Source organism: Cystobacter fuscus (genome assembly GCF_002305875.1).
GTDB classification, from domain to species: Bacteria; Myxococcota; Myxococcia; order Myxococcales; family Myxococcaceae; genus Cystobacter; species Cystobacter fuscus_A.
In genome coordinates, this window is the sequence record NZ_CP022098.1 from 4,165,070 (window position 1) to 4,191,746 (window position 26,677).

Sequence of the window (26,677 nt, forward strand, 5' to 3'; positions counted from 1 at the left end):
CGATCTCCGTTGAAGAGTACGGCGGGAGGGCTCGCACTTTTCGTGTGTGCCCTCCCGCCTCGCTTCTCCAGGGCGTCAGCGACTGGCCGGAAAGTACAGGTCGACCGAGGCCTGGTCCTCGTTGCTGACTCCGCCGGCGATCAGCACCCGCTCGGGTCCAGACAGCAGCGTGGCGGTGGTCCCCCACCGGCTCACGCTCGAGCAGCCGGCGGACTTCCAGACTCCCGAGCGGGCATCGAACAGCTCCGCGAGGGACAGGATCCCCTCCCTGTCGTTGTACCCACCCACGACGAACACCTGACCGTCAGGCAGCAACAGCGCGGTGTGATGGCGACGTGCCCTCAACATGTCCCCCGTGGCCGTCCAGGTTCCGTGCGCGGGGTCATACAACTCGGACGTCTGGCTTTTTTCATGGGACTCGGCCCCACCCGCGATGAGCACCCGGCCGTCCGGCAGCAACGTCGCGGTGTGGTCGCCGCGCGCGACCGCCATGTCCCCGGTCCTCGTCCAGGTTCCAAGCGTGGGATCATACACCTCGGCGGACGCGAGCCGCTTGCCGCTGACCTCGCGGCCACCCGTGACGAGCACCCGGCCGTCGTGCAGCAAGGTGGACGTATGGGTCTGACGCGCCGTGGTCATGGGGTGGGTGGGTGACCACTGATGGGTGGTGGGTTCATACAGCTCGGCCGAGTCGCGAACGGCGCCAGAGTCGGTGTCACCGCCGCCCGTGACGAGCACCCGGCCATCGGGAAGCAGCGTGGCGGAGTGATCCTGCCGCGCTGAATTCATGGGCGTGCCAGGCATCCACAGCCGGGTGGTGGGGTCGTACAACTGTGTGAAGCTTCCCGGTTGGCTTCCATCGCCGCCAGCCATGAGCACCTGTCCGTCGGGAAGCCGCGTGGTGGTGTGGTGGCGTTGGTCGGCCCGGGCATTCGCTCCAGGAGACCAGGTCCCCAGGAGCGGATCATACAATTCAGTGGATTTGTTGAATCCCCCGGACACGAGCACCTGGCCGTCCTCGAGGAGGGTGGCGGCATGCCCGATTCGAGGCCCACCCAGGCTTCCCGTGGAGACCCATCGGCCCGCGAACTCCATACACGCTCCGTCGTTGACGACCACGATGGAGACCGTCGCGGTGTTCCCATGGGTCGTGGAGTCGAGGGCCCGGAACGTGAACGAGTCCGCTCCCGTGAAGCCGGTCTCGGGAGTGTAGAGCACCCTGGCTCCGGTCTGTCGCAGGGTCCCATGGCCAGGGCTCTTGACGAGCGCGTAGGTCAGCTCCTCTCCATCCGCATCCGTGGCCGACAGCGTGATGGATTTGGACCCGTTCTTCTGAGCCCAGGTCAGTTGATAGTGGGCCACGGGGGGGACGTTGATGACCTGGAGGTGAACCGTCGCGACAGCACCCTGGGCACTCGCCCGGTAGGTAAAGGAGTCGCTGCCCGCGAAACCGGGGTTGGGGATGTAGGTCACCGATGCGCCGTTCTGCTCCACTCTGCCGGAGGCTGGCCCCGTGACGATGGTGTAGCTGAGGGGGCCTTCCTCCGTACCACTCGCCGAGAGGGTGACCGACGCCGGAGTGTTCTTCCGGGTGGAAATCCACTGATCGTCGGCGACGAGCGCGGAGGCTCGCATGGGCGCATGCTTCGAGGAGGTGTGGACCGCCAGGGATGCGGGAGGGTGCTCCCTGGGCTCGCCTTCACACGCGGTGACGAAGACCGCGAGCGAAAGAAGCGTGATGCGATACATGAAGACTCCTGCCGTGATGTTTGAAGAGCGTTTCCGCTCCGCGCGTGGACGAGTCCCCGGGTGCCCGGGAACCTTGCCGCACAGACTCTGACGTGGATTCCCACCGGGCAAGAGGGTGTCCCCCCCTTGAGCAACACCCTCCTGCCCGTAGGAAACGAAATGCCTGGCCCGTCCGCTCGTGATGTCGCCTTGCGTGATGTGGCGTACGTCCAGCTCCTGAGAGAGCCGTGTGGATATAGCAATCCACGCGCCAACACCCCCGCCAAGGCCCTTTCGGCGGAACACTCGCTTGGAAATCACTCCCGCCCTGGACGATTCCGGCCAGGGGGTGGAGGGTGATGGACGAAATCGTCCACGCTCTTCACGAAGCAGGTGCGCCCGAGGTGCTACGAATCCTCCTCGTCCTCATCCTCCGGGGACGTGTCCTTGCCTCCCTTGGCGAGCTTCTTGAGGTAGCGCTCCACGAACTTGCGGCTGCGGCCGAGCACCTTGCCGGCCTCCGTGTTGTTGCCCCGGGCCTGCTCCACGGCCGCGAGGACGATGGCCTTGGTGATGGCGTCGAGCCTGTCCTTCATCGGAAGTGCCAGGAGCTTGCGCACCATCTGCCCCAGTTCATCCGAGAGCGCGCCTCCCAGCGAGAGCTCGGCGGACTCCAGCGGCAGGTAGAGCTCGAGGGTGTCCACGTCGATGCTCTCGGACTCGGCGAGGATGGCCAGCCGGGTGATGGCGTTGCGCAGCTCACGCACGTTGCCCGGCCAGGGTCGTCGGCTGAGCTGCTCGATGGCCCGCTGGGTGAACTGCATGGGCCGGTGCTGCCGGGCGGCGAAGTGCTGGACGAGCGCCGGGATGTCCTCTCGATGATCCGACAGCGGCGGCACGAGGATGCGCAGCACGTTGAGCCGGTGGAAGAGATCCTCCCGGAAGAGCTTCTCCCGGACCCGCTCCTTGAGGTCGACATGCGTCGCGGCGACGATCCTCCCCTGGAAGAGCTGCTCGCGCGCCGTGGGGCCCACGGGCCGGAAGCGCCGGGTCTCCAGCACGCGCAGCAGCTTCGCCTGGAGCGACAGGCTCAACTCCGCCACCTCGTCCAGGAAGAGCGTGCCCCGCCGCACCAGCGAGAAGTACCCCTCCTTGTCCGTATGGGCGTCCGTGAAGGCCCCGCGCACGTGGCCGAAGAGTTGATCCTCGATCAGCGTCTCGGCGAGCGCGCCACAGTTCACGTCGAAGAAGGGATCCGAGGGGTGGGGGCCGAGCTTGTGGATGGCCTGGGCCACCAGCTCCTTTCCCGAGCCCGTGGGTCCATGGATGAGCACCGGAAACAGCTCCTGGCTGTTGGCCGTGGCCACCCGCTGGATCAGCGCGCGCAGGTTCTGGATGGGCACCGAGGTGCCCACCAGGCCCAGTGTCGTGTCGGCGGGGCCCCTCGCCCGGAGGTCCAGCAACTCCTCCTTGAGTTCGAGCTTGCGGCGCAGGGCATTGAGGATGATCGAGACCCGTTGCTCGAGCTCCGTCTTGAGCACGTAGTCCTCGGCCCCCAACTTCATGGCCTCGCGGACCTCGTGGACCTGGCTGTGCCCGCTCACCACGACGGGCACCGTCTGGTAGCGCTCGCGAAGCTCCTGGATGAGCGTGAGGCCATCCCGGTTGCGGAAGTCCGGCGAGAGCTGCAGGTCGATGAACGCGATGTCGATGAGGACTTCCTCGAGGATCTGCCGAGCTTCCTCCAGCGAGCTGGCCCGGTAGGGGACGGCGTTCCCTAGGGATTCCAGGAGGTTGGCGAAACTCCTGAGCGCGATGCGCTCGTCATCGACGATCAAGACCCGGAGTGACTGCTGTTCGTTCATGGGGGTGGTCAAGGCGAAGGGGGAAGGGTCAGGCGAAAGAGAGTGCGATCGGACTCTCGTAAGTAGAAGACCTGCCAGCGGAAGTTATGCGCGATGCGTTGAACCACGGTCAGTCCGATGCCATAGCCGTCCTGCTTCGTGGTGACGCGGCGATGGGTGAAGAGCGCCTGGGCGACCTCCTCCGGGATGCCGGGCCCCGTGTCCCAGATCTCGATGAGCTGCCCTTCTGCGTCCCATCGGGCTCGGATGCCCATGGCGCCCTCCTCGGGTGCCGCCTGGGCCGCGTTGCGCAGGAGGTTGCTGAGCAGTTGGACCAGGGAGTCTCCTTCCGCGCGGACGGTCAGCTCGGGGTCGATCTCCACCATGACGGACAGCCGCTTGCGCTGGATGGACTCCCGGATGAGATGCAGCGCCCGCTGGGTATGGCCGAGCAGGGGGAGCGGACCGACTTCGGGCCGGGGCAGTTGGAGCCGTCGCAGGGAGTCCAGCATCCGCTTCATGCGCTCGACCTCTTCTCTCGCGAAGGAGAGATCCTCCTCCCCGAGCGCCTGGCCATCGGCGCCCCGCCGGAGCAGATCCTGCAGGAAGCTCAGCGGGTAGACCATCTCGTGGCAGACCTCCTCGCTGATCGCGCTGAGGGTCAGCTGCTTCTCCTTGTGCGCCGCCCCCACCTCGAGGCGCCGGAGGGACTCCAGCTCCTGGACGGCCTCGACGTTGTGGAGCGCCAGGGCGCCCAGGCTGGCGAGGGTCTCCAGCAGTTGGAGATCCTCCTGGGTATAGAGGGCGCCCTCTCGCTTGGGGGCGATGAACAGCACGGCCCGCAGCTCCCCCCGTGAGCGCATGGGAATCAGCAGGTGCCGCTCGCGGGGGCTCTGCGCCGTCCAGACATGGGTGCCCCGCGCGAGTTCCTCCAGGGCTTCCGGGGGCAGATGGGGGAGCTCACCCAGGGCCGAGGGCTCGAGGATCCGGGCCGAGTGGGTGGGCACGGCATTCATCACCTCCTCCTCCAGGGTCCGCCGGATGGTGGGCGCGTCACGCAGGGCCGCCAGCCGATCACTGAGTCCCTCGATGGTGCCGCGGAACGCCAGGGTGGCGGGAAAGAACAGGCGTACCGCCAGCCCATGGGCGAGCACCATCAACGCGCTGAAGAGCGCTCCGCCGATGAGGAGGAGCAGCATGAGCTGTGTCGGTCCGGTCCGGGTCACCAGATGGAACAGGTACGTCCCGAGCACGGACAGGAGCAGGGCGCCGAGGAAGAGCGGAACCCGCAGCATCCTCGGGGTGAGCACGACCCGGGCCTCCAGGATGTTGTGGCGGATCAGCGCGTAGCCGATGGACAGCGGGAGGACGAGGACGATGAAGGGCAGCGCCAGGTGCCGGATCTCCCTGCCGGTCCACAGGGAGAACACCTGCATGAGCGCGATCAGCAGGGGGGTCACGACGAGGCCACCGGAGGCGGTGAGCAACTCGGCGCGTTCCAGTCCCGTGCTGCGGCGCAGCCGGAGGAGGACGACGAGCGCCAGTGTCGCGATGCAGAGAGCCAGCAACAGATCGGTGGTATTGCGCACGGGCTCGATGTCCGTTCCCGTGAAGCGCGCGGCCACGAGGCCCAGCGCCGTCGCGGCCCCCAGCACCGTCAGCGCGGAGAGCAGGCGGCGCAGGCCCACCGTCCTCCACGCGGGAGGCGAGGGAAAGGCGTAGGCGAGCCAGAGCGCGCTGAGCATGAGGCCCACCTTCGAGACGGAGAAGAGCGGCGCGAGCCACGCGGTCGTGTGGTAGTCGTAGAAGGACAGCAGGAAGAGGAAGGTCACGGCCGACCACCCCACGAAGGCCCGGCGGGCGGCGGTGCGGCTGCTCAGCGTCAGGACCAGTCCGCCGGACCAGAGCACCATCCAGGCCGCCAGCACGTAGGTGACGAAGAAGAGCAAGACCTCGTCGAAGTCCAGGCAGCCGCCTTTCACGTCCACGGAAAGGCGTTGACCTTGTGGGCTCTCGAAGAGCAGGGAAACCCTGGCGTCGGAGCAGGTTTCCCCCGCGAGTGCGTAGAGCGCCAGGGGGGCGCTCAGCGGCATGTGTTTGGGGAGGGATTCTCCATTCACGGAGACCAATCGGTGGCGCGCCAGCGGGAGGGGCTCGGTGGACGGCCACGGGTGGCCCCCGATCGATGTCTGTGGATCCCACGAGGGCAGCAGCACCAACGAATAGAAGTGATGGGCGTCCACCAGCAGGGAGGGAAAGGGCTTTGCCTGGGTGCTCCAGGCCCCGTGGGCCGCGAGCCCCGTGAGCACGAGAGCGAGGACTCCCGGTACGAGCAGCCACGGGCCGCCCTGGTGTCGTCCTCGAGAACTCGGTGCTGGGTTCATTCCTCGCTCCTGGGTAGAGACGAGTGGAGTCTAGCCGGACGTTCCCGATGGAAAGGCGAGGGCTTTGGCGAGGAACCGCGCGATGGTCTGGGACGGTGTGGCCTCCAACCGACGCATCAGGGTGTAGAGCCAGCGCGACGCCTCGCTGGCGGGGACTTCCGGAGGGGATTGTTCGAGTGCCTCACCCAGCAGCTCCAACACGTGGAGGCACCGGTCCTTCAGGGCTCCGTGGTCGGTTTCGTCCACGGGCCACGTCGCGAGGCCGTGCCGTCGCAGGGCACGCAGGTGGCGCGCGAGCCAGAAGAGCGCGTCCTTCAGCGGGCTGTCACGCAGGACGAGGGGGACGAAACAACCCCGCAGGGACAGGTAGCGTCGGAGCAGGGGTTCATGGGGAGCACTGCTCCACAATGCGGCCTCCCAGCTCCGAGCCGCCTCCTGTTCCATTTCCACTTCAGCGGGGGACCCTGGGACGGACAGTGGCGCACGCGTGGCCAGCAAGGCGAAGCAGAAGGGATCCGCGGCGGCCAGACATGCCCCCAGGGCATCGAGCCGTCCATGGCCCAGCTTGAAGTTGTGCCCGCCCTGATCCCAGTCGTTGAAATGACGGGCCTCCAAGCCCGGGGCCGACGGTGCCTCCTCTGGAGGCGTCTTCACGGCGGTCGCTCGCAGGAGCTGGCGGAGCTCGGCGAGGCGCAACTCCGGATGGGTGGCGACCATGCGAGCGGCGGTGCCAGCCACCAGCGCCGCGGCGAGGCTCGAATCGTCCGCCGCCCCGATGGCCGGAAACGTGACGAGTTCCCCGGGCGCGCACAGCTCGACGGAGGGCCCCAGGCGCCCGAGGGGCGTGCCGTGAAGCCGGTACCAGCCGCCTCCGAGGCCACAGGCCGCCACGGGAATGACCCAGGGCTGCGCGTTGAAGTCGTCGCTCGCGAGCACCGCGCTGTCTCCGTGAACGTCGCGGTTCTGATCGATGCGCCCCGTGCAGCACACGATGAGCGCGCCCCGTCCTCCCCGGCCACTCCGGGCGCACCCGCGAAGGATGGCCCGCAGGTGGGCGGGAACGCCCCAGCTTCCATGGGCCATGGCCACCAGGACGACATCCGCCCCCCACTCCCCCACCGCCCGGGCCAGTGCCGCCGCCAGGTCGGTGACATGGAGGAACGAGTCATGGGCGAGGGGAATCTCGAACAAGCCCAGGCGTACGCCGGGCGCGACCGCCTCGACCGCCGCGGCCATCACCACGCCATGGCCCGCCACGGTCCGCGAGGGCTCTGGTGGATGGGGACTCCGGGGAAACCCCAACCCCTGTTCCGAGGCGGCGTGAAGGAGGGAGGTTTCATCCAGGCCGCGCAGCACGTCCCATCCGCCGCAATCCGTGTCGATGACGGCCACCCGCACCGGAGCGCCCTCGTGTCCATCCCAGTGCCGGGCGGCGAGGTGTGGTGAGGGAAGCCCGAGGCCATGCAGCAGGGCCTCGACGGAGAGCCGGGGGCGGGGCAAACCGATCTCGGGCTGCTCCAGCTCCGGGGAGGGAGTGCCTGGGAGGGGCGTCGGCTCGCCCGTGTAGCGCTCGTCCATCCAGACCCGGCTGTCCACGCCGATGTAGCCCACCCCGGGCGTGGGATGACCCCGCCCGCGGCAGACCAGGGGTTGGATGAAGCGCGCCGGCAGTGCGCCCTCGTCGACGGAGGGAGACACATACAGCCGCTCCTGGCCCACGGAGGGAAAGGGCACCCAGCTCGCGGGAACGGACAGTGGACGGCCGTCCGCCCCGGGCAGTGGCGAGACGATCGAGAAGTCCAGATAGGACAACTCGTCGCGTGAGGGGACTACATCGAGCTGACGGAGGAGCTGGTACCCACGGTGTTGTCTTGGGTAGGCCCGGCCACGGAGAGACATACGGCCTCCAATGAGGATGCGATGACCATTCCCGCGAGGTTGTCCTCGGGGCGGATGCGCCGCGCGCGAATCCCTTCCAACTCCTGCGCGCGGTGGGACAGCCAGTGGGCGAAGTGCTCGAACCCCCCCCGCGCCGCCGCGGCTCCGGCGGCTCTGGTCAGCAGGGCTCCGGCACTGAAGAGCGCGGGGGGTGGAAAGCCCAGCGCGGTGGGAAGGCTCACGCCATGGACGGCCTCGTCCTCGGCGCTGTCCGCCGCGTCGTCCACGCACTGCATGCCCACCGCGAGCAGGAAGAAGGCGCGCCGGAAGTACGGACTCCGGTGCGACTCCCCCCGCTGGTGCAACAGACTCTCGCTGGCCAGTCCCGCCCACCCGAGCTTGAGCAGGATGGAGCGGCCATAGCGCGCGAGGCGGAGTGTCCGGCGGGCCAGCGCCGCCTGCTCGAGCCCGACGCCCAGGCGCCAGGCCCTGATGCTCCGCTCGATGGACTCCACCCGGGGGCTCGTTCCCCCCTCCGCCTCGGCGAGGCTCCGCCGCCAGTACGCCAGGAAATGGGCCGCCAGACGCTCCCGCTCGGGCGTGGCGGCGGCCTGGTGGTCGGCCAGGCGATCCACCAGCACGTTGTAGAAACACGCGCCGTGGTGGGCCCTCCGAAACGCCTCGAGCGCGGGCTCGGAGGGGGCGTGCTCGGAGGACAGGGCGAAGAGGGGCAGATCCCTGCTGGGCGGGAGCTGGAAGACGTCCGCCCATCCCATGTCGGGAGCGCGGGCGAGTCCCAGCTCGAACAACAGCCCCCGCGCCGAATCGCGAAGCTCCAGGGGGAGCTGGGCCACTACCCCCTGGTAGGTGGAGTCAATCGTGGCGTTCATGGCGGCGCGGTCTCACCAGCTCGCGGTGAGATCCTCCCAGGGCGCGATATGGGCGAAGGCGGGCTCATCCACGAGCAGCTCCTTGAAGCAGCGCAACTGCGGCTCGCTGAGCCGCACGGGCCGCCCGATGAGCCGGGACAGCTCCTGCTCCAGCGTGTCGCCGCTGCCGGGCGTGCCCGGCTCGTAGAGGGCGGCGGCGGCCTGGACCGCCTTGAACCGCTTCATGAGGCCGCCGTCTGGTTTGAGCAGCGCCAGGTAGATGTCATACAGGCTCGAGGCGGAGACCATCTCCCTCACTTCCTCGTGTCGCACCTGGCCGCTCCAGGGAGACAGCGTGGCGAGCTCCGGCAGCTCCGCGAGGCGCTTGAAGGCGTGGCGTTGAGGCTCGCTCAGCCGCACCTCCCGCCCGAGGAGCTGGGACAGGCATTGCTCCAGCGCGCCGTCTCCGCCAGGGGCGGCGTCCGGAGTGGCCGCGGCGATGCCCAGCTTCTGGAGGCGGTTGCCGCCAGGGCCACGCGGACTCAGCAATTGAAGGTAGAGATCGGCGAACGCCACGTTGAAAGGATTCCCCCGCGTCGAGCGCGAGGAGACGGCGGACAGGGCTGGATTGAGAGTCATATGAGAGGCCTCGTTGAGATGTCTGGGTGGATGACGACGTGCCAGTGATGGCGTGGGGAGACATGAGCAACCTCCGTGCCGCTCGCGCGGGCTCCCATGTGAACCTGTCGTCCCTGCTTCCCTGGGCCGGCCCACCCATGGCCCATGGATTCACCCGGCGAGGGGCTCCGCCTGGTTTCCACGCGGTGGACGAAAACGACCACGGCGGCGTGTATTCGCACGAGGGGAATGGATGCTTTCATCCCTCGGTGGACGCCCATGCCCGCCCTCGAGGCATGGTGTTTGCTTGGCACGCCCGGCGATGCGTGGACAGGCCCTCATCCTCGGATGCCAGACCTATGGACTGACCGGCGTGTTGGGAGACGCGCGGCGGGTCGCGGAGGCGCTCGGTGCGCTCGGCTTCGACGTCACCGTGTGCATGGGAGAAGAGGCGACGCGCGAGCGCATCCTCCAGCTCTACCGCCACCTCATCGAGCGGTGTGCTCCGGACGAGGCGGCCTTCGTCTATTACGCGGGGCACGGGGCCTGGGCTCCCGCACCGGGCTCCGGCGTCCAGTTCATCGTGCCGGCGGACTTCGAGCTCTCCACGGAAGAGGATTTCCGCGGCATCACCGCCCTCGAGCTGTCGGCGCTCTTGGAGGAGCTGACGTCGAGGACACGCAACGTGACCGTCGTGCTCGACTGTTGCTTCGCGTCGCGCATGTTCCGGAGCGTGGACCTGGTGCCGAGGGCGCTCCCCGTGGTGCCGCTGCCCGTCGTGTGCGCGCACCTGAAGCGGCTCCAGGCCCGGGGTCAGGCGCTGGGGGGCCGCCACATCGAGAGCAACCCGCATGCGGTGCGGCTGGTGGCCGCGGCGCTCGACGAACAGGCCTACGAGTACACCAACGCTCGCGGCGTGCGCACCGGGTTGCTGACCGATGCCTTCCTCGAGGTGCTCGACGAGGCGCGCGGGCTCCGGGTGTCCTGGGGTCAGCTCGGCCGACGCATCCGGGAGCGGGTGCTCGCCCGTTGTTCCCATCAACGGCCCGAGCTCGAGGGCCCCGAGCGGCGATTGTTGTTCCAGCTCGAGGAACTCGAGCACGAGTCCTCCCTCGCCTACTACCCCGAGCACGGCCACCACTGGCTGCGGGGAGGGCGTCTGCACGGGGTGCGGGAGGGCGATGAATACGCGGTCATGCCCCTGGGCGCCGACGGCCCGGACGAGGCCCGCGCCCTGGCCTCCGCCCGGGTCCTCGAGGTGCTGGGCGGCTCGAGCCGGGTGGCGCTGGTGCGGAGGAGCTCGGCCCTCGTTCCCACGGGGGCTCCCGCCTTCCCGCGCCGCTCCCAGCAACCCCGGCGCGCCGTGGTGTTGGAGGGCTCCTGGGACGCCCATGCGCCGCTTCTCTCCCGCCTGCGGGAAGCATTTCGGACCTCGTTCTTCGTGCGTCAGGCGTCCATGGAGGAGCGGGAGCCCGTGCTCGCCCACGTCCGGCTCGGCGAGCGAGGCGTGGACGTTCTTGACTCGGGACTGGACGGAATCGTCCATCCCCTGCCGCTCACCCCCTCCAGCGTCCCAGGGGTGCTCCACGCCCTGGAGGTCCTGGCCCGGGCCCAGTCACTGCGCGAGCTCGGCGACGGCGGCGACTCGGAGCGCTTCACGCAGTGGCTCGAACTCGAGTGGGGTCGGGTGTCCGCTCGCCGTGCCTTTCCGCTTCCCACGGCGGGGGCCTGCCTTCACGCGGGAGAGCGCGTCTATGTCCGCCTCCAAGCTCGTGGCCACACCCGCCTCCACGTCTCGGTCCTCGACGTGGGCGTCGGGGGGGCCATCTCCTTGCTGAATGCCTCGCAGCCCTCGGGGATGGTGCTGGGGAGCGGCCGGGTCGAGACCCTGGGCGCCGGGCCGGATGGGACGCTCGTGGGCTTGGAGCTCGAATGGCCCGAGGTCACGCCCCGTCAGGACGCGCGCCCCGAGTCCCTCGTGGTCATCGCCTCGGAGTTTCCCGTGGACCTGCGCCTGCTCGGCACTTCCCACTCCCGGCTCACCCGCGCACCGCCGGTCTCCCTGGAACAGTTGATGCAGAGTGGCGGTCGGGACAGGTACGCGGTGAAGCACATCCGGTTCTGGTTGGACCCCCGTCCACCCCCTTGAATGGAGGAAACAGCGCGCCCATGGATGAGATGACTTCGCTCCGGCACCGGTTGGAGCGCGCCCTGGGAGGCAGGGCCATCGAGGAGCTCTGGCCGGAGCCCCGGGCGCTCGTCGGCTTCGAGGCCGCGGTGGCGTTGAGTGTGGACCGGGCGCTGGCTCGGAGGGCGTTCGACAAGCTGCGCGCGGGCAGCCGGCTGCTGCCCGTCGAGTCCGCGGTACTGGAGGTGGCCATCCGCATGGCGCGGCCGGCCTTGCGCATCGAGCGGGGGCGCTTGCCGCCCCATTCCTTCCTGGAGATGGAGGAGGCGGTGCGGGCCATCCTCCTGGCGCAACTGCCGGGGATCGCCTCGCTCGGTTTTCGCTGGGGGATTCCCCTGGCGACGGCGTTCCAGGTCGCGCCCCGGGTGCTGGTGACCAGCGCCCACGTGGCGGACAGGCTGGAGCAGGAGCGCGAGGATCTGACGCGAGGGAACTTCGTCGCCCACTTCGACGCGGATGACCGGCACGAGGAGCGCATCGTGTCGATCACGGGTGTTCTGGTCCGTCATCCCTCGGAGGACGTGGCCCTGCTGGAGATGGAGGCCGAGGGGCCGCTGGACGGGGGGTTGAGGCTGGCGCGGCGACCCGCGGACTCGCGCGCCCGGCGGGTGCTCGGAGTGGGCTATCCGCTCTACGGCGATGGGCACCTTCCCTGGGTGGACTCGCTCTTCGAGCACGTCTACGGCGTGTTGCGGGCCTCGCCGGGGGAACTGATGGGAGCCGAGGGCGAGCGGTTGTTCCACGACTGCACGACCCTGTCGGGCAACTCGGGCTCACCCCTGTTCGACTTGAGCACGGGATTGGTCATTGGCGTCCACTCCTCGGGGAAGTTCGCCTGGCGCAACACCGCCGTGAGCACGCGAGCCCTACTCTCCAACGAATTCATCCGGGCCCGGGCATCTTGCTGGGACTGAGTGGTTCACGGCAGCCGCCCATGCGAGTGTTCACAGCGCTCGTATTCCTCTTGTGCCTGGGTGGGAGTCTCGAGGAGGTTCTGTTCGCGCTCGGGGGCGGTGAGACACACGGTGGTCATCTTCTTGAGCTCATCGGTCAGGATGTCGGGATCAAGAGGCCAGACGCGGAACATGCCGTCGGAGAAGGTGACAAGGCGTGTGCCATTTCGCATGAGTAACGCACCTGGGGTCGAGTCATTGTTGAAGATCAAGGGCGTGGTCTTCTTGTCGATTGGCCACAGGCGGGCGGTGCCATCACCGGAGGTGGTGAGGATCCGGGTGCCATCGGGGGTGAATTTCGCCGAGAAAACCCCACTTTGATGACCTGGATAGCGATGCAACTCCTTTCCGGTGTCGGCACTCCAGAGGATGGCCGTGTTGTCGTCCGACGCGGTGAGAAGATAAGCGCCATCGTTACTGAAGACCGCGGAGTTCACTTTGTCCTTGTGTCCTGAAAGAACAATGGACTTATTTGGCTCATGGACACGCCAGAGGCGGGCTGTCCAATCGTCGGACGTGATGATGAGCCGGGAGCCGTCGGGGCTGAAGACAGCGGAGTTCACCTGGCCTTGATGACCCGAGAAGACAACGGGAGCGCCTGAACCACGGGTGGGCCAGAGGCGGATGACGTTGTCTTCGGAAATGATGAGGATGTGGGTGCCATCCGGGCTGAATATGGCGGGGGGATGAGCTTCGCCTGGGCTAGGGAAGACGAAGGAGGTCGCCTCGCCGTTGGCGCGCCAGAGGCGGGCGGTGCTGCTGGACGCGGTGAGGATGTGCGTGCCATCCGGGCTGAATATGGCGGAGGTGAGCTCCTGTCGAGAGTGCTGGAAGACGAGAGGTGTTCCCGTTCCATCGGCGCGCCAGAGGCGGGCGCTTCCATCGTCCGATGCAGTGAGGATCTGGGTCCCGTCGGGGCTGAAAACAGCGCTGTTCACCAGAGCCTTATGGTCCGGCAAGACGGCGAGTCGTTTCTTGTCCTCGATGCGCCAGATTTCAGCGGTGTTGTTGGTGGCGATGGCGATGAGGGATCCATCGGGGCTGGGTGTGGCGTCAGGCGAGCCATTGATATCGACGTCGAAGAAGGGGGGCGGGGGATCGCCATGAATGCGCCAGATGCGGATGGTGCTGTCGTCCGACGCGGTGAGGACTTTGGTTCCATCTGGGCTGAAGGCGACGATTTTCACCGTCTGAGTATGCCCAAGGAAGGTGATGGGTGTTCCCGTGCCATCCGCGCGCCAGAGACGGGCGGTGCCATCGTCCGACGCGGTGAAGACATAGGCTCCATCCGGGCTGAATGCCGCGAAGGTCAACACGTCTCCACGACCATAGAGCACGGCGGGCAGGGTGGGGTGCTCGAGTTCTTCGACGAGCCAGCGGTAGGCGCTGTCGTCGTCCGACGTGGTGAGGATCTGGGTCCCATCCGGGCTGAAGGTCGCGAAGTTCACCGACTTTTCGTGTGCCTTGAAATGGAGCTTCAGGGAGCCATTGATACGCCAGAGACGGGCGTCTCCTTGCGCGGATGCAGTGAGGATGGAGGAGCCGTCGGGACTGAAGGTGGCTGAGAGCACCTGCTCGTTCTTGCCTGGAAAGACGAGTGGCTGCCCCATCCCGTTGGCGTTCCAAAGATAGACGGTTCCATTGCCCGTGAGGGTGAGGACATGGCGCTCGTCGGGGCTGAAGCTCGCGGAGTTCGCTCCCTTGAAATGACCTCTGAAGACGACGGGCTGCTCCGTCCCGTCGATCCGCCAGCGGCGTACCGTGCCATCGGCCGAGGCGGAGAGGATGTACGAGCCATCGGAACTGAAGACTGCGGAGTTCACCGAGTCCTTATGGACCGGGAAGTTGACGGGCGGTCTCGTGCCGTCGGCCCGCCAGAGGCGGACGATGCCATCGTCCGAGGCGGTGAGGATGTGCGATTCATCGGGGCTGAAGACTGCGGAGTTCACGCTCTCTTCATTGGCCGAAAAGACGATGGGAGTCCCAGTGCCATCGGAACGCCAGAGGCGGACGGTGCCGTCGGCGGATGCGGTGAGGACGCGGGTGCCATCGGCGCTGAACCGGGCCGAGTAGATTTCTGAGCTGTGTCCGGTGAGGATGGCGCTGCTGATGGCGTGCTGGCTGGTGTCCAGCGCGGTCTGCATCCATTCGCTGTCCGGAAACTCCTTCCGGGTATTCATCGCCAGGAGAACCAACATCGCCCTGGTGGGATCCGTCGGCAGGAGGCTCCGGGCATGCGGTATCTGCGCGCTGAGCAGGGCCAGGTTCTTCTGTCGGAGTGACTCCCGGGCGTTGTCCTCGGCGATTCGTTGTTGGCGTTGTGCTTCCCGGGCGTTGTTTGTCGCCTTGTTGGCCTGGAAGAGAGCCGCCACGGTGAGCGCGACGAGCAGGGTGGCTACGGTGAGCACGAGCGATGCGCGGAAATTGCGCAGGGAGCGTCGGCGCCGCGCGCTGGCGTGGAGGAACCCGCTCTCGGCGGCATTGAAGTCCAGCAGCTCGGTGGAGGCACCGCCGGGTGGGTGGACGGGCAGCGCCAGGGGGCCTCCGGTGCCGCGCGGGAGGTCCGGCGCCAGACCGAGCTGATCCAGGCGCGCATCTGCCCAGAGGAAGTCATGGGCGCGGTGGTGACGGTGCCATTCGGCGGAGGCATGAGAGACCCGGCGCAGCAGCAGCAGCTCGCGCTGGGCGTGGCGGGCCCAGTCATGGAGCCGGGGCCAGGAGGAGAGCAGGGCATCGTGCGCGGGCTCGACACAGGGCCCCTCTTCGTCGCTGGCCACCACCAGGCGGCAGGTCTCCAGGGTGTGGAGGACCCGCTGGACGCGGGCATTCTCCTCCGGGAGGGGATACTCCAGCTCGGCGCGAGGCACCCTGCGGCGCGCCAGCTCTCCTCCCTCGGGGGACACCATGCGCAGCAGCACATTGTGCAGCGTGCGCTGGAAGGCGGGGAGTTCCCACGGGCTCATGGGCGGCGGCGACGTGTCCGCCTCGGCCGTGGACGGGACGGTTCCGTGGAAGATGAGTTCGGCCCGGCGTTGGAGGGCTCCCGCGATGCCTCCCATCTGGCGGTAGTCCTCGAAGGAGAGGGTGCGGTCGTCCCGGCCACTGGCGAGGTAGGCGTCGAACAGCTCGCTGAGCGCCACGGAGAGCAGGGGCAGCGCGCCCGGCATCTGCTCGACGTCATCCAGCAGGCGCTCGACGAGGCCCGCATCGAAGAAGAGCACGCACGTCTCCGCGGGCTTCTCGATGCAGCGGCGCAGCTCGTCGCGGTTCATGAGCGGGAGCTGGAAGCGCCCGCCGTGCCAGCGCTCGGGGGCGAGGTCCGCGGCGACGAGCCGGGGGAGGAAGTGGGGCTCGAAGTCGGAGCGCAGCAGCAGCAACAGGTGGAGGCGTGGATGCGAGAGCTGGAGCAGACAGGACAGCGCTCGAAGAAAGGCCAGGCGCGCCGAGTCGTCGAGGCAGGCGGTGACCAGTTCCTCGAGTGGATCGACTACGAGCACGACGGAGCGGAGGGCGTCGTGGGAGAGCCAGTCACGCAGGATATCGGCGGCGCGATGAGGTTGGGAGGCGAGGTCATCGGCCGACGGGGTGGGGGTGCCGGGAGCCAACGAGGCGAGCCAGGAGGACAGCGCCTGGAGGGGCTGCGCCGAGGGGCGCAGCGAGGGAGGGATGTTCCAGGCGCCGTTCTCGCCCAGGCGGGGGAGGAGACCCGCGTGGACGATGCTGGACTTGCCCGCTCCGGAAGGGCCGCACAGCAGGAGCAGGGCCTGGGAGCGCAGGCGGGTCAGCAGGAGGTCGACGAGACGCTCCCGGCCGAAGAACAGGTGGCGGTGCTCCGAGGTGAAGGGCCGCAGGCCGAGGTAGGGATTGGCGTGCTGGGAGAGTGGCGCGGCGGGGGGAAGCGCGGGGAATGTGTCCGCGAGGAGGAAGAGGAACTCGCCTCCGTCGTGCCAGTCCAGATGCCACAGGGCCGGGGTCTGCGAGGCATGAGGAGGGAGCCGCTGGAGGAGCCGGTCGCGCAGGAAGGTGTAGAGCTCGGTGGCGGTGAGCAGTCCGTCCCGATTGGTATCGGCGGGAGAGGAGGCGCGAATCGCCTCGAGGAAGGCCAGGGCGAAGGGCGAGTGGAGGCCATCGCCGAGCGATTCCTGGGAGGGCTTCGCCAGGAGCCTGTCCGAGGCCAGCTCGTCGTGAGCGGTGGAGAGCAGGAGCTGGAAGGAGCGGCGGGAGGAGAAGTGGCGGAAGCGCTCGAGGAAGAGGGGCGCAGGAGGAGCCGGGGCGCGGATGTCTCGCGAGAGGGAATGGGGAAAGGCCCCCGCGAAGCAGCAATCGAGGATGAGCAGCAGGTGGCCGCAGGGGAGCTGGCGCAGCGCCTCGTGAAGGGCGGCCATGGGCCAGTAGGACGAAGGTTCGTCGCGGCGCGCGTCGGAGGGCAGCAGGTAGCCGGCGAGGTGCAGCCGGGGATCCGTGTGCGCCAGGCCATGTCCGGCGAAGTAGATGAGGAGCCGGTCGGGCGGAGGCTGGAGGGTCGGAAGCTGGTGGGAAAACAGGTGGGTGAGCGAGGCGAGGGAGGCCTCGTCATCGAGGAGCCGCAGGGTCTCGAAGCCCTGGAGCCGCAAGGTCTCCGCGACCGTGTGGGCGTCGCGCACGGCATTGAGGAGCGGGGGAATGCCGTGCGCGTAGTCATCGATGCCGATGACGATGGCCAGGCTGCGAGCGAAGCCGGGTGGAGAACTCTCGGAGTCAGGGAGGCCCATTCACGTGCACCACGGACCGAGGGGCGCCCCGGCATCCCGAGGCCCCATACTGTCCGTGAAGCGGTGGCCTATCAGTCCTCGAGTCGGGAGTCTCGGTTCACACTCCCTGGGCGGCGGGAGCCTTCATGGCCGCGTGCACCTTCTGGCGGAATGCCTGCCGACGCTGCTTGAACTGGTCCTTCTGCTCCGGGGTGAGCTGGCCTCCATTGGCCTCGCGCTGCGCGCGCGCCTCCTCGCGCAACTGCTTCGCCTCGGCGGCGAACTGATCGGCCTGCTCTCGCGTGAGGCGGCCATCCTGGACGGCGCGGTCGAACCGGTGCTCCATGCGCTTGAAGCCGTGGTGCTTCCGCTCGCCCCGGCACTCCTGGGGAGCGGCGGGCGGCGTCTCGGCGGCGAACACGGGAGCGGCGAACAACAGCGAGGCAACGGCGGCGGACAGGGTGAGCTTCGAGAGCATGCTGTGGACTCCTCGACGGCGGGTTTCTGTCCCTTGAAACCCCCGAGGCCGCCGGAGGTTAAATTCCCCCGGAAGCGCCCGGCTCCGTCCTCGCCGGGACCTCGTAGAGGTAGACGCGGGTGCGGTACAGGTCCGGGACCACCAGGGTGCGCGAGGGCATCCAGCCGCGCAGCGCGAAGGTGTTGCTGACGATGAGGGCTCCGGGGGCGAGCTCTTCCCTCAGCTTCGTCGCCAGGCGGCGCATGGCCTCGCGGTGCACATAGCAGACGACGGCCGAGGCCCCCGTGAAGGAGGCCTGGAAGAAGTCCCCGCGCACCAGTCGCAGGTTGGGCCGGGGCGCGAGGCGCTGGCGCAGGCGCGAGAAGGCATACGGCAGGGGAGACCACTCGTAGGCCACCACGTTCGCCCGGGGGCAGTGGTCCGCGAGCGCGAAGGCCAGGTTCCCCCAGCCCGAGCCCAGCTCCAGGAGCGTGCCCTCCTGGGTCTCGGGGAGGAGCGAGAGCATCTGTCGGCGCACCTTCCCCGTGGTGGGCATGGGGGTGATGCCGATGCGCAGCGAGTAGAGGACGATGGACAGCATGGCCCCCAGCAGCAGGGTCAAGAGGAGCAGGTAGAGGAAGGTGCCCATCGCGCTCACGGCGTTGCGTACCAGTTCGGTGGCCAGCGGTTCGCCGACGATTGTGGACCGGCCGGGCCAGGCGGGCGAGGGCCACGTGCGACACCGTGCCGCATCCCGTGTGAGTGGCGTCGCTTGCTATGACAGGTGGCAGTCGTCTCCAGGGGGGGTGAAGTCATGGTTTCCGACCGCATCGGGGTCATCGGCTCCGGCAATACCGCGAGGGCCCTCGCGGCCTACCTGTCCCAACAGGGACATCCCGTCTGCGTCTACACACGCCATCCGGAGAAGCTCGACACCATCCGCCGCCGGGGGCGCATCGAGGTCACGGGCCTGTTCGAGGGCTCGTTTCCCATCGAGCAGGTGACGAACGAGCCGGAGCGCCTGGCGCGCCAGTGCGGGATTGTCTTCGTGGCCAGCGTCACCACCGCCTACCTGGACGTGGCGGCGGCCCTGGCGCCCTACCTGCGCGACCACCATGTCCTCGTGCTCTTCTCCAGCAAGCTGTGTGGCAGCCTGGAGATGACGCGCGCGCTTCACGGGCACGGCGTCCACGGAGTGCCCATCATCGAGACGGATGCGCTCTTCGCCTGCCGGGCACGCGAGGACCATGGCATCTGGATCGCCGGCCTCAAGGGCTGGACGTTCCTGGCCTGTCCCCAGCGCTCGGAAACGCTGTGCCACGGCCCGCTGTTGCGCCGCTTCTTTCCGGGCCTCGAGGACGCGAGCAACCTGGTGCAGCGGGGGCTCACCGACTTCGGCGCGCTCGCGCACGCTCTCGTGTCGCTCATCAACCTGGGCCCCATCGATCGGGGAGAGCGTCTGCGCTTCTACGTGGATGGAATGTCCGAGCGCACCATCGTCCTGCTGGAGCGGATGGAGGAGGAGTTCCACCTGGTGGCCCGGGCGTACGGGACGCGCCTGCTGCCCATGAAGGAACTGCTCAACCGCTACTATGGCTGTGAGACGGGGAGCCTGTTGGAGGCCATGCGGACCGTGCCTGGCTACCGGGAACTCTACGCCCCCACCAGCCTGGAGCACCGCTTCCTCACCGAGGACATCGCCAACAGTCTGGTGCCGCTCCAGGGACTGGCGCGCAAGGCGGGGGTGGAGGTGCCCATGGTGGACGCCGTCATCACCCTCACCTCGGTGCTCTGCGGCCAGGACCTGAGCGCCACGGGGCGCACCCTGGATCGGTTGGGGTGGGGCGGCCTCAGCCACGAAGCCATCGTGCGGTGGATGGCGCAGTGAGTGGACAGCTCGAACGGACCCCAGGAGAAGACACCATGACGCAGTCCCCTTCCTCGCTGGATTGGAGGAGCTGGCTGAGGCGCTGGGACGCGCAGCAGACGGGCTACCTGCCGCGGCGTGAGCAGCGCTTCGAGGTGATGCTGGACGTGCTCGCGGCCCTGCTGCCGGAGGAGTTCGTGCTGGTGGATCTGGCGTGTGGGCCGGGCTCCATCAGCCAGCGGGTGCTGGAGCGCTTTCCGAAGGCACGGTGCATCGCGGTGGACCTGGACCCGGTGCTGCTGGTCCTGGGCAGGGGAGCGCTCGGCGACGGAGGGGGGCGGCTGCGCTGGGTGGAGGCGGACCTGATGACGGTGGACCTGGCGGCGCGGCTGGAGGTGTCGTCGGTGGATGCGGTGCTGAGCACCACCGCGCTCCACTGGCTGCCGGCCGAGCGGCTCGTGGCGCTCTACCATCAACTGGGGCGGCTGGTGCGCCCGGGGGGCGTGTTTCTCAACGGCGACAACATTCCATTCTCGCGTCGGCCGGGTCCCTTCCAGCGGCTGGCGGAGCAGGTGCGCCGCAAGGAGGAGGCGGAGGCTTTCGGGAAGCGGGGAGTGGAGGACTGGGCGGTCTGGTGGAAGGCGCTGGCGGCGGAGCCGGGGATGGGTCCGCTCATCGACGAGCGCCAGCGGCGCTTCGCCGGTATCCGCCGCGACTGGAGCGAGCCGCTGCTGGAGGTGCACGAGGCGGCGCTGCGCGACGCGGGCTTCCAGGACGTGGGGGTGCTCTGGCAGTACCTGGATGACCGCGTCCTCCTGGCGGTGCGTTAGCCGCGGGTGACACCGCCGCTCGCCGCCTGTCGTGTCGTGTAGGACCTAGCTGGGTCTGGCTCCTCGCTGGACGCCAGCTCCCAAGCCGTGCATCCGTGCTGGATTCGTCTCCGGACTTTTGGCTACCTCTGGTGGCGCGGGCAGGAGGCGAGCGCGAAACATGCCGACGACGGAAGTGGAGCTGCTGCAGGGGACGTTGGATCTCCTCATCCTCAAGACCTTGAGCCTGGGCCCCCGGCATGGCGCCGCCGTGGTGCGCTGGCTCGAGCAGGTGACCGAGGGCGCGCTCGTGGTGGAGGAAGGCTCGTTGTACCCGGCGCTCCACCGCCTGGAGCGCAAGACGTGGGTCTCCTCGGAGTGGGGCGTGTCGGAGCACAACCGCCGCGTCCGCTTCTACGCCCTCACCCCCGAGGGCCGCGAGCAACTGCTCGCGCAGATGGAGGAGTTCCGGCGCCTGGTGCGGCTCGTCACGCGCGTGATCGCCCAGTCGCCGACGAGCACCCCGCGCTAGCCTTGGGCCTCGGTCCGCGCGGCGGGCAGCCGGATGGTGAAGGTGCTGCCCTTGCCGGGCTCGCTCTGCACGTCGATGCGGCCCTGGTGGCGCGTGATGATGCCGTAGCTCACCGACAGCCCCAGGCCCGTGCCCTGTCCGCGCGGCTTGGTGGTGAAGAAGGGCGTGAAGAGCTTGGAGAGTGTCTCCGAGTTCATGCCCTTGCCCGTGTCGGCGATCTCCACCACCACCTCGCCCCCCTCCTGCCGCGTGCGGATGCGGATCTCCCCCCGCGTCTCGATGGCCTGCGCCGCGTTGACGAGCAGGTTGGTGAACACCTGGGAGATCTGCGTGGGATGGCAGCTCACGGGCGGCAGCGGACCGAAGTCCCGCTTCACCTCGCATTTGTACTTGAGCTCGTTCCACACGATCTTCAACGTGGAGGCCAGCTCCTCGTTCACGTCCACCAGTTGCGGCTCGCCCGAGTCCTCCCGCGCGAACGAGCGCAGGCTCTGGGCGATCTCCTTGATGCGCCGCGTGCCCGCCAGCGACTCCTCGACGAGCTCGGGCATGTCATCGAGGAGGTAGTCCACGTCCCCCTGCTCCCACAGCTCGCGCATGTGCTCGATGAGCTCGGGGGCGACCGGGGCGGTGGGCGCGGCCTCGTGGGCGGAGAGCAGCTCGCGCTGGGCGGCCAGCAGGGGCCGGAGCGCGGAGACGTACTGGTCGAGCGTCCCCAGGTTGCTCATCACGTAGCTCACCGGGTTGTTGATTTCGTGCGCGACGCCCGCGGCCATCTGCCCGAGCGAGGCCATCTTCTCCGTCTGGATGAGCTGGGCCTGCTGCTCCTCGAGCTCCAGGGTGGCGCGCAGGAGCTTCTCGCTGCGGTTGCGCACCATTTCCTCCAGGCTGTCGCGGTGGCGCCGCAGCTCCTCCTCCCGCTGGCGCAGGCGCTCCTCGGTCTGCTTTCGCTCGGTGATGTTGCGCACGATGGCCAGCACCTCGTCCGAGCCGCTGCGCATCAGCCGCATCTCGTAATACATGCGGCCCTGGGGGCGCTCCATCGGGTACTCGACGACCTCCGAGGTTCCTTCACGGATGGCGCGGCCCAGCTGCAGGAAGATCTTGTCGAGGTACACGGGCGCCAGGGGCAACTGGCGCATGTTCAAGCCGATGACGCGCTCGAGGGGGACGGCGATATCCGTCTGGTGGGTGATGTAGTGGTCCCGGTAGGTGCCATCCGCGTCGATGCGGAAGACGAGGTCCGGCAGGATCTCCACCAGGGCGCGCAGGCGCTCCTCGCCGTGCTTGCGCACGGTGATGTCCACGTTGGTGCCCACCAGCCGCGAGGGACGGTCCTGCTCGTCACGCGCCACCACGGTGACGCGGGTCATCACCCAGAGCCACCGGCCATCCCGGTGCCGCAGGCGCTGCTCCCACTCCATGGCGTCGAGGTCTTTGCGCTGACGATTCTTGATCTGCTCGGCATAGCGGGTCGCGTCGTCGGGATGGCACAGGCTCAGCCACGTCTGGAGGGTCGGCTCCAGCTCACCCCGGGCATAGCCGAGCATGCCCAGCCACCGGTGGTTGGCGAAGATCTCGTGGGTGTCCAGGTCCAGCACCCAGACGCCATCCTCCATGTTGTCCATCACCAGGCGCAGGTTCTCCGCGCTTTCCTGTTGCTGCTGGCGCAGCGCCTTCTCGGCCTCGCTCCGCCGCTGCTCGTGACGCTCGCCCAGCAGCAGCGCGCCGCAGGCGACGAGGAAGGGCTGGAGGACGTCGGTGAGCCTGGCCTCGTAGCCACCCGGCCGGCCGGCGAGGCCCACCGCCCCCACCCGGAGTCCCTCCACGTCCAGGGGCAGGACGCACCGCGTGCCCGTGCTCTCGGCCGGGAGCGGCTCGGTGGATGCGCAGAGGGCTTCCACGCGCGCGCGCAACTCGCGCGTCTCCTGGCTGGGGGCCTCCTCGCCCCGCGCGTCCACGGGAAGACCCACCAGGCAGCGCGTCTCCCGCACTCCGTTCGCGGCGGGCTTCGCCTCGACGAGACACCCGGAGGTGCTGCCCGTGGCCTCCATCACCTCCGCGAGCAGCCGTTGCAGCGCCTCGCGGGGATTGCCGCCGCGGATGAGGGTGGATTGGATCTCCACGATCTTGCGCAACAACTGGTGGCTGGCGCGCAGCAGCTCGTCGGGGGGCTGGGGGGGATCCGGCGGCAGACCGGACCGGTCCCGGGAGCCCGAAGTGGGGTCTGGGGAGAGGGAAGGCATGACGCGGGACCTTGGAGCAGAAGGAGAGAGAACCCGTCTGGGGTGATCAGCCCAACAGCAGGGCGAGGAAATGAAACAGGCCGGCCCATACCAGGGTCGCGACCAGTCCAGCCACGGCCAGGAAGAAGCGCGGGTGGGTTTCCACCTTGCGCAGGGCCTCATGGAGCCCCCGCTTGGTGAAGGTGCGCGCGCACTGCACGTGGATGCGTCCGTCCATGAGCCCACGCAACTCCTGGATCATCGACTCGACGGACTGGTAACGCTCGGCCGGGTTCTTGGCGAGCCCCTTGTGGATGAACCAGATGAATTCCGTGGGGACGGGGGCCTGGCGGGACTGGTGGGCGCTGTGCTGGAACAGGGAGGGGCGCTGATTCTGGACGCCCTCGAGCACCTCGGCCACCGACTTGCGGTCGTGCAGGTAGTGGCGCAGGTAGAGGAACTCGTGAAACAGCACACACAGGCTGTAGGTGTCGCTGCGGACGTCGACGGCGTCGTGCTGGCCCCGGGCCTGCTCGGGAGACATGTAGAGCGGGGTGCCCATGATGGAGCCGTGTTGCGTGCGCCGCGCGAGCTCCTCCTCGGGGTGCTGGGCGGAGGACTCGGGCGAGGCGGGGCCCGCCGCGGAGGGGGACTGGAGGCGCCGGGCCAGGCCCCAGTCCAGCACGGTGACCTCGCCAAAGGGCCCCACCATGATGTTGGCGGGCTTGAGGTCGCGGTGGATGAAGCCCTTGCGGTGCGCGTACGCCAGGGCGTTGAGCACTCCGAGGAAGATCTGCAGCCGGACGGGATGGGTGAAGCGCTCGTGCGTGGCGGCGTCTCCCTCGCGCAGCTTCTCGATGATGGCCTCGAGCGTCTCTCCCTGCAGGTGCTTCATCAGGAAGTAGTAGCGGCCCTTGGCATCGACGCCGACGTCGTGCACCGGAACGATGTTCGGATGATCGAGCTGCCCGACGGTGCGGATCTCCTCCACGAAGCGCAGCACGTGACCGAGCTCGGCCGCCTCCGGCAGGCGTTTGAGCGCCACCGTGCGCTCGATGTCGTGATCCTTGAGGAGGATCACCTCGCCCATGCCACCCTGGCCCAGCTCGCTGAGCTCCTCGAAGCGCTCGCGCTCCTGGGGCCGCACGTGGGGTTGCGCGCCCCTCCATTCCACATGGGGGAGCACCGTGGTGCGCAGCGTGGTGGTGAGTGGACGGGAGGTGGGTGATGCGCTCCCGGATGCGTTCCCGGACGACGAGCCCGGTGAGATCAGCGTGGCATCCACGGCGCCTTCTGGAGCGTACAGGAGCGTGTCCGTCATGTTTCTTCTGAATAGCAGAAGCCCGACCTTCATGCCCGGCTGCCTGCTTCAGGGTCCGCCCGCCAGGCGGCCTAGAAGGCGGGGAACATGAGCGAGCGTCCCGCCTCGAAGCTCGGCTCCTTCTGCAGGTGTTCCAGCACCAGCGAGGTGCAGTGCAGCGTCACCAGGGGAATGCTGCCCGCTTCGCTCACCCACTTCACCGCGTCCATTAATTGGTGGGTGTGGAGGTAGCGCAGCACGGCGTCCCGGAACTGGGAGCCCTCGGCACATGCCGCCGCGTGGGCCTCGCTCCGATCCCTCCGGGGGGAGGGACGCTCATACACGGGCTCTTCTCGGGGCATGACGATGGTTTCGATCCACATGCGCGCCTCTGCTCCTCAGGGGATGGTGCGGGCGTCGACAGATTATCGTCTGGCGGTCGTTTCGGGTTGTGCTCCTGCTTCATTTTTCTCACGCACCCTGTGGGGCGCCAGGGGGAGAAGTCGCCTGAGCGGAGGTGGATGTCGGTCAATGACCGGAAAAGGAGCACCCGCCACGGCCGGCTTCGGGCGAGCGGGCCCCGGGGCTCAGGCGTCCCGGGCGATGGGGAGGCGGACGGTGAAGGTGCTGCCGCGGCCGGGCTGGCTTTGCGCCTCGATGCGGCCCATGTGGCGCGTGATGATGTCGGCGCTGATGGACAGACCCAGCCCCGCGCCCTTGCCGGGCGCCTTGGTGGTGAAGAAGGGGGTGAAGGCCTTGGCGAGCACCTCCGGAGTCATTCCATGGCCCGTGTCGGAGATGCGCACGAGCACCTCGTCTCCTTCGTGCCGCGTGGAGACCTCGATGATGCCCTGCTCGGGCAGGGACTGGACGGCGTTGAGCAGCAGGTGGGTGAACACCTGGTTGAGCTGGGCGGGGCGGCCGAGGATGGGGGGAATGGGCTGCTGGTAGTCGCAGCGCACCTCGCTGCGGTACTTGAGCTGGTTCCACACCACCTTGAGCGTGGTGGCCAGCTCCCGGTTCACGTCCACCAGTTCCTGGTGTCCGGAGTCCTCGCGCACGAAGGCCTTCAGGCTGCGCACGATGTCCGCCACGCGGTTGGCGCCCTCGCGCGAGTCCTGGAGCAGATCGTTCACGTCGCCCAGCAGGTAGTCCAGGTCCTCCTGCTCCTGGTAGGCCCGGATGCGCGAGAGCAGCTCCGCTTGCGGCTCCGACAACGCGGGGCTCGCGGCCTCGGCGAGCTCCCGGTAGCGGGCGATGAGCTCGGTGAAGACCGCGAGGTACTGGGTGAGCGTGGCCAGGTTGCTCGTGATGTAGCCCAGCGGGTTGTTGATTTCGTGGGCGATGCCGGCCACGAGCTGTCCGAGCAGGGCCATGCGCTCGGCGTGCAGCAGCTGCGCCTGGCGCTCCTCCAGGGCCACCGTGGTGTACAGCAGGGACTCGGTGCGCTGGTTGACCAGCGCCTCGAGCTGATCCCGATTGCTCTGCAGCTCCTCCTCCTGACGCCGCAGCAGCGCCTCGTCGCGGTGCCGCCGTTGTTCTCCGCGCCACCCCAGCAGGAGGCTGCAACAGGTGGTGACGAAGGGGTGGAAGTGCTCGATGAGCTCGGGCGTGTAGTCGTCGTCGGCGTTGGCGATGACCACCATGCCCACCACGTCGTCGCCCGACTTGCAGGGCAGCGCCAGGATCGTCCTCGCCGGGAAGAGGTGGAGCAGCAGGGGCTCGCCACGGGGCTCCGCTTCCTGTGCGTTGAGCAGCAACGGCTCGCCCGTGGTGAGCAGGGTGGCGAGGGGCTCCGAGATCGCGCCTTGCCCCAGGTCCAGGGGAAGGGGCCCTTCCTGTTGTGGCTCGTGCGCCACCGGGGCCCAGGGCAGGTGGGCGAGGGCATGGAGCCGCAGCGAGGCGGGCTCCCCCGGCGAGTGGAGCACCTCGGCGATGAAGCCGGACTCGCTCTGGGTGAGGTCGAGCAGCAGCCCGAGCAGTCTGTCGAACAGCCGTTGGAGGTTCTCGCCCCGGGCGAAGTCCAGGTGGGCCGCGCTGAGGGCCTGGAGCAGACGGTGACTCGTCTCGAGCGCCTGCTGCGCGGTGGGCGTACGCGAGCGGGGACGACCCGGGGCTGTTTCTGATCGGCGACCCGACGCGGCTTTGTTCATCGTTTTCTCATGCTAACGCGTCCGGGTGGGGGCTTCGCTCCAGGTGGCGTCCACGTGGCGGATGTTCATGCCTGTTCGCTCGGGTGGGCACGCCTCGGCAGGGCTGCTCGTGAATCCGAATTCACTCCAGGCATGTGGCGGG

General features: G+C 68.4%; 18 protein-coding genes. 5 read left to right on the forward strand and 13 right to left on the reverse strand.

The window, feature by feature from the left end; genetic code table 11:
- Nucleotides 1-75 precede the first annotated feature (75 nt).
- From CYFUS_RS17145 to CYFUS_RS17170, 6 genes are all read right to left on the reverse strand, one after another.
- Nucleotides 76-1,749 carry a kelch repeat-containing protein gene (locus CYFUS_RS17145; RefSeq protein ID WP_095986203.1) on the reverse strand — a complete coding sequence of 558 codons (1,674 nt, stop codon included), beginning with the start codon at nucleotides 1,747-1,749 and terminating at the stop codon, nucleotides 76-78.
- A 386-nt stretch (nucleotides 1,750-2,135) separates the two neighbouring features.
- Nucleotides 2,136-3,593, reverse strand: coding sequence for a sigma-54-dependent transcriptional regulator (locus tag CYFUS_RS17150; protein WP_095986204.1), 1,458 nt, complete (start codon nucleotides 3,591-3,593; stop codon nucleotides 2,136-2,138).
- A gap of 8 nt (nucleotides 3,594-3,601) precedes the next feature.
- Nucleotides 3,602-5,881 (reverse strand): sensor histidine kinase, encoded by a 2,280-nt coding sequence (locus tag CYFUS_RS17155; RefSeq protein ID WP_157758490.1) that lies wholly within the window; start codon nucleotides 5,879-5,881, stop codon nucleotides 3,602-3,604.
- Between the two features lie 105 nt (nucleotides 5,882-5,986).
- Nucleotides 5,987-7,855, reverse strand: coding sequence for a S8/S53 family peptidase (locus CYFUS_RS17160; RefSeq protein ID WP_198316603.1), 1,869 nt, complete (start codon nucleotides 7,853-7,855; stop codon nucleotides 5,987-5,989).
- A complete protein-coding gene (locus tag CYFUS_RS17165) occupies nucleotides 7,786-8,724 on the reverse strand; it encodes a hypothetical protein (RefSeq protein WP_095986207.1) in 939 nt (312 codons plus the stop codon). Before CYFUS_RS17165 ends, CYFUS_RS17160 begins: the two co-directional genes overlap by 70 nt.
- A 12-nt stretch (nucleotides 8,725-8,736) precedes the next feature.
- The gene (locus CYFUS_RS17170) at nucleotides 8,737-9,342 is read right to left on the reverse strand and encodes a hypothetical protein (protein WP_095986208.1); all 606 of its coding nucleotides are present in this window, start codon (nucleotides 9,340-9,342) and stop codon (nucleotides 8,737-8,739) included.
- A gap of 301 nt (nucleotides 9,343-9,643) precedes the next feature.
- Between CYFUS_RS17170 and CYFUS_RS17175 the strand changes: the two genes are divergently transcribed.
- Together CYFUS_RS17175 and CYFUS_RS17180 are read left to right on the forward strand one after the other, a co-directional pair.
- Nucleotides 9,644-11,470, forward strand: a complete 1,827-nt coding sequence (locus tag CYFUS_RS17175) for a caspase family protein (protein ID WP_198316604.1) — start codon at nucleotides 9,644-9,646, stop codon at nucleotides 11,468-11,470.
- Between the two features lie 20 nt (nucleotides 11,471-11,490).
- Nucleotides 11,491-12,423: a trypsin-like serine peptidase gene (locus CYFUS_RS17180; RefSeq protein ID WP_157758491.1), complete on the forward strand. Its 933-nt coding sequence runs from the start codon at nucleotides 11,491-11,493 to the stop codon at nucleotides 12,421-12,423.
- Between the two features lie 5 nt (nucleotides 12,424-12,428).
- On the opposite strand, the gene CYFUS_RS53945 is transcribed toward CYFUS_RS17180, so the two are convergent.
- From CYFUS_RS53945 to CYFUS_RS17195, 3 genes are all read right to left on the reverse strand, one after another.
- The gene (locus CYFUS_RS53945; protein WP_095986210.1) at nucleotides 12,429-17,213 is read right to left on the reverse strand and encodes a caspase family protein; all 4,785 of its coding nucleotides are present in this window, start codon (nucleotides 17,211-17,213) and stop codon (nucleotides 12,429-12,431) included.
- A 97-nt stretch (nucleotides 17,214-17,310) separates the two neighbouring features.
- Nucleotides 17,311-17,670, reverse strand: a complete 360-nt coding sequence (locus CYFUS_RS17190; RefSeq protein ID WP_095986211.1) for a hypothetical protein — start codon at nucleotides 17,668-17,670, stop codon at nucleotides 17,311-17,313.
- Nucleotides 17,671-17,728: 58 nt separating this feature from the next.
- Complete coding sequence (locus CYFUS_RS17195) at nucleotides 17,729-18,298, reverse strand: class I SAM-dependent methyltransferase (RefSeq protein WP_095986212.1); 570 nt, start codon at nucleotides 18,296-18,298, stop codon at nucleotides 17,729-17,731.
- A gap of 165 nt (nucleotides 18,299-18,463) precedes the next feature.
- Between CYFUS_RS17195 and CYFUS_RS17200 the strand changes: the two genes are divergently transcribed.
- From CYFUS_RS17200 to CYFUS_RS17210, 3 genes are all read left to right on the forward strand, one after another.
- A complete protein-coding gene (locus CYFUS_RS17200) occupies nucleotides 18,464-19,537 on the forward strand; it encodes an NAD/NADP octopine/nopaline dehydrogenase family protein (RefSeq protein WP_095986213.1) in 1,074 nt (357 codons plus the stop codon).
- 35 nt (nucleotides 19,538-19,572) lie between these two features.
- Nucleotides 19,573-20,346 (forward strand): class I SAM-dependent methyltransferase, encoded by a 774-nt coding sequence (locus CYFUS_RS53950; RefSeq protein ID WP_095986214.1) that lies wholly within the window; start codon nucleotides 19,573-19,575, stop codon nucleotides 20,344-20,346.
- Between the two features lie 160 nt (nucleotides 20,347-20,506).
- Entirely contained in the window at nucleotides 20,507-20,857 is a 351-nt protein-coding gene (locus CYFUS_RS17210; protein WP_095986215.1) for a PadR family transcriptional regulator, read from the forward strand.
- Here the strand turns inward: CYFUS_RS17210 and CYFUS_RS17215 are convergent.
- From CYFUS_RS17215 to CYFUS_RS17230, 4 genes are all read right to left on the reverse strand, one after another.
- The gene (locus tag CYFUS_RS17215; RefSeq protein WP_198316605.1) at nucleotides 20,854-23,103 is read right to left on the reverse strand and encodes a PAS domain-containing sensor histidine kinase; all 2,250 of its coding nucleotides are present in this window, start codon (nucleotides 23,101-23,103) and stop codon (nucleotides 20,854-20,856) included. The genes CYFUS_RS17210 and CYFUS_RS17215 overlap by 4 nt on opposite strands.
- Before the next feature lie 46 nt (nucleotides 23,104-23,149).
- The gene (locus CYFUS_RS17220; RefSeq protein ID WP_232537617.1) at nucleotides 23,150-24,403 is read right to left on the reverse strand and encodes a serine/threonine-protein kinase; all 1,254 of its coding nucleotides are present in this window, start codon (nucleotides 24,401-24,403) and stop codon (nucleotides 23,150-23,152) included.
- Between the two features lie 71 nt (nucleotides 24,404-24,474).
- Nucleotides 24,475-24,765, reverse strand: coding sequence for a hypothetical protein (locus CYFUS_RS17225; protein WP_095986217.1), 291 nt, complete (start codon nucleotides 24,763-24,765; stop codon nucleotides 24,475-24,477).
- A gap of 204 nt (nucleotides 24,766-24,969) precedes the next feature.
- Nucleotides 24,970-26,535, reverse strand: a complete 1,566-nt coding sequence (locus tag CYFUS_RS17230; protein WP_095986218.1) for a sensor histidine kinase — start codon at nucleotides 26,533-26,535, stop codon at nucleotides 24,970-24,972.
- Nucleotides 26,536-26,677: the final 142 nt, after the last annotated feature.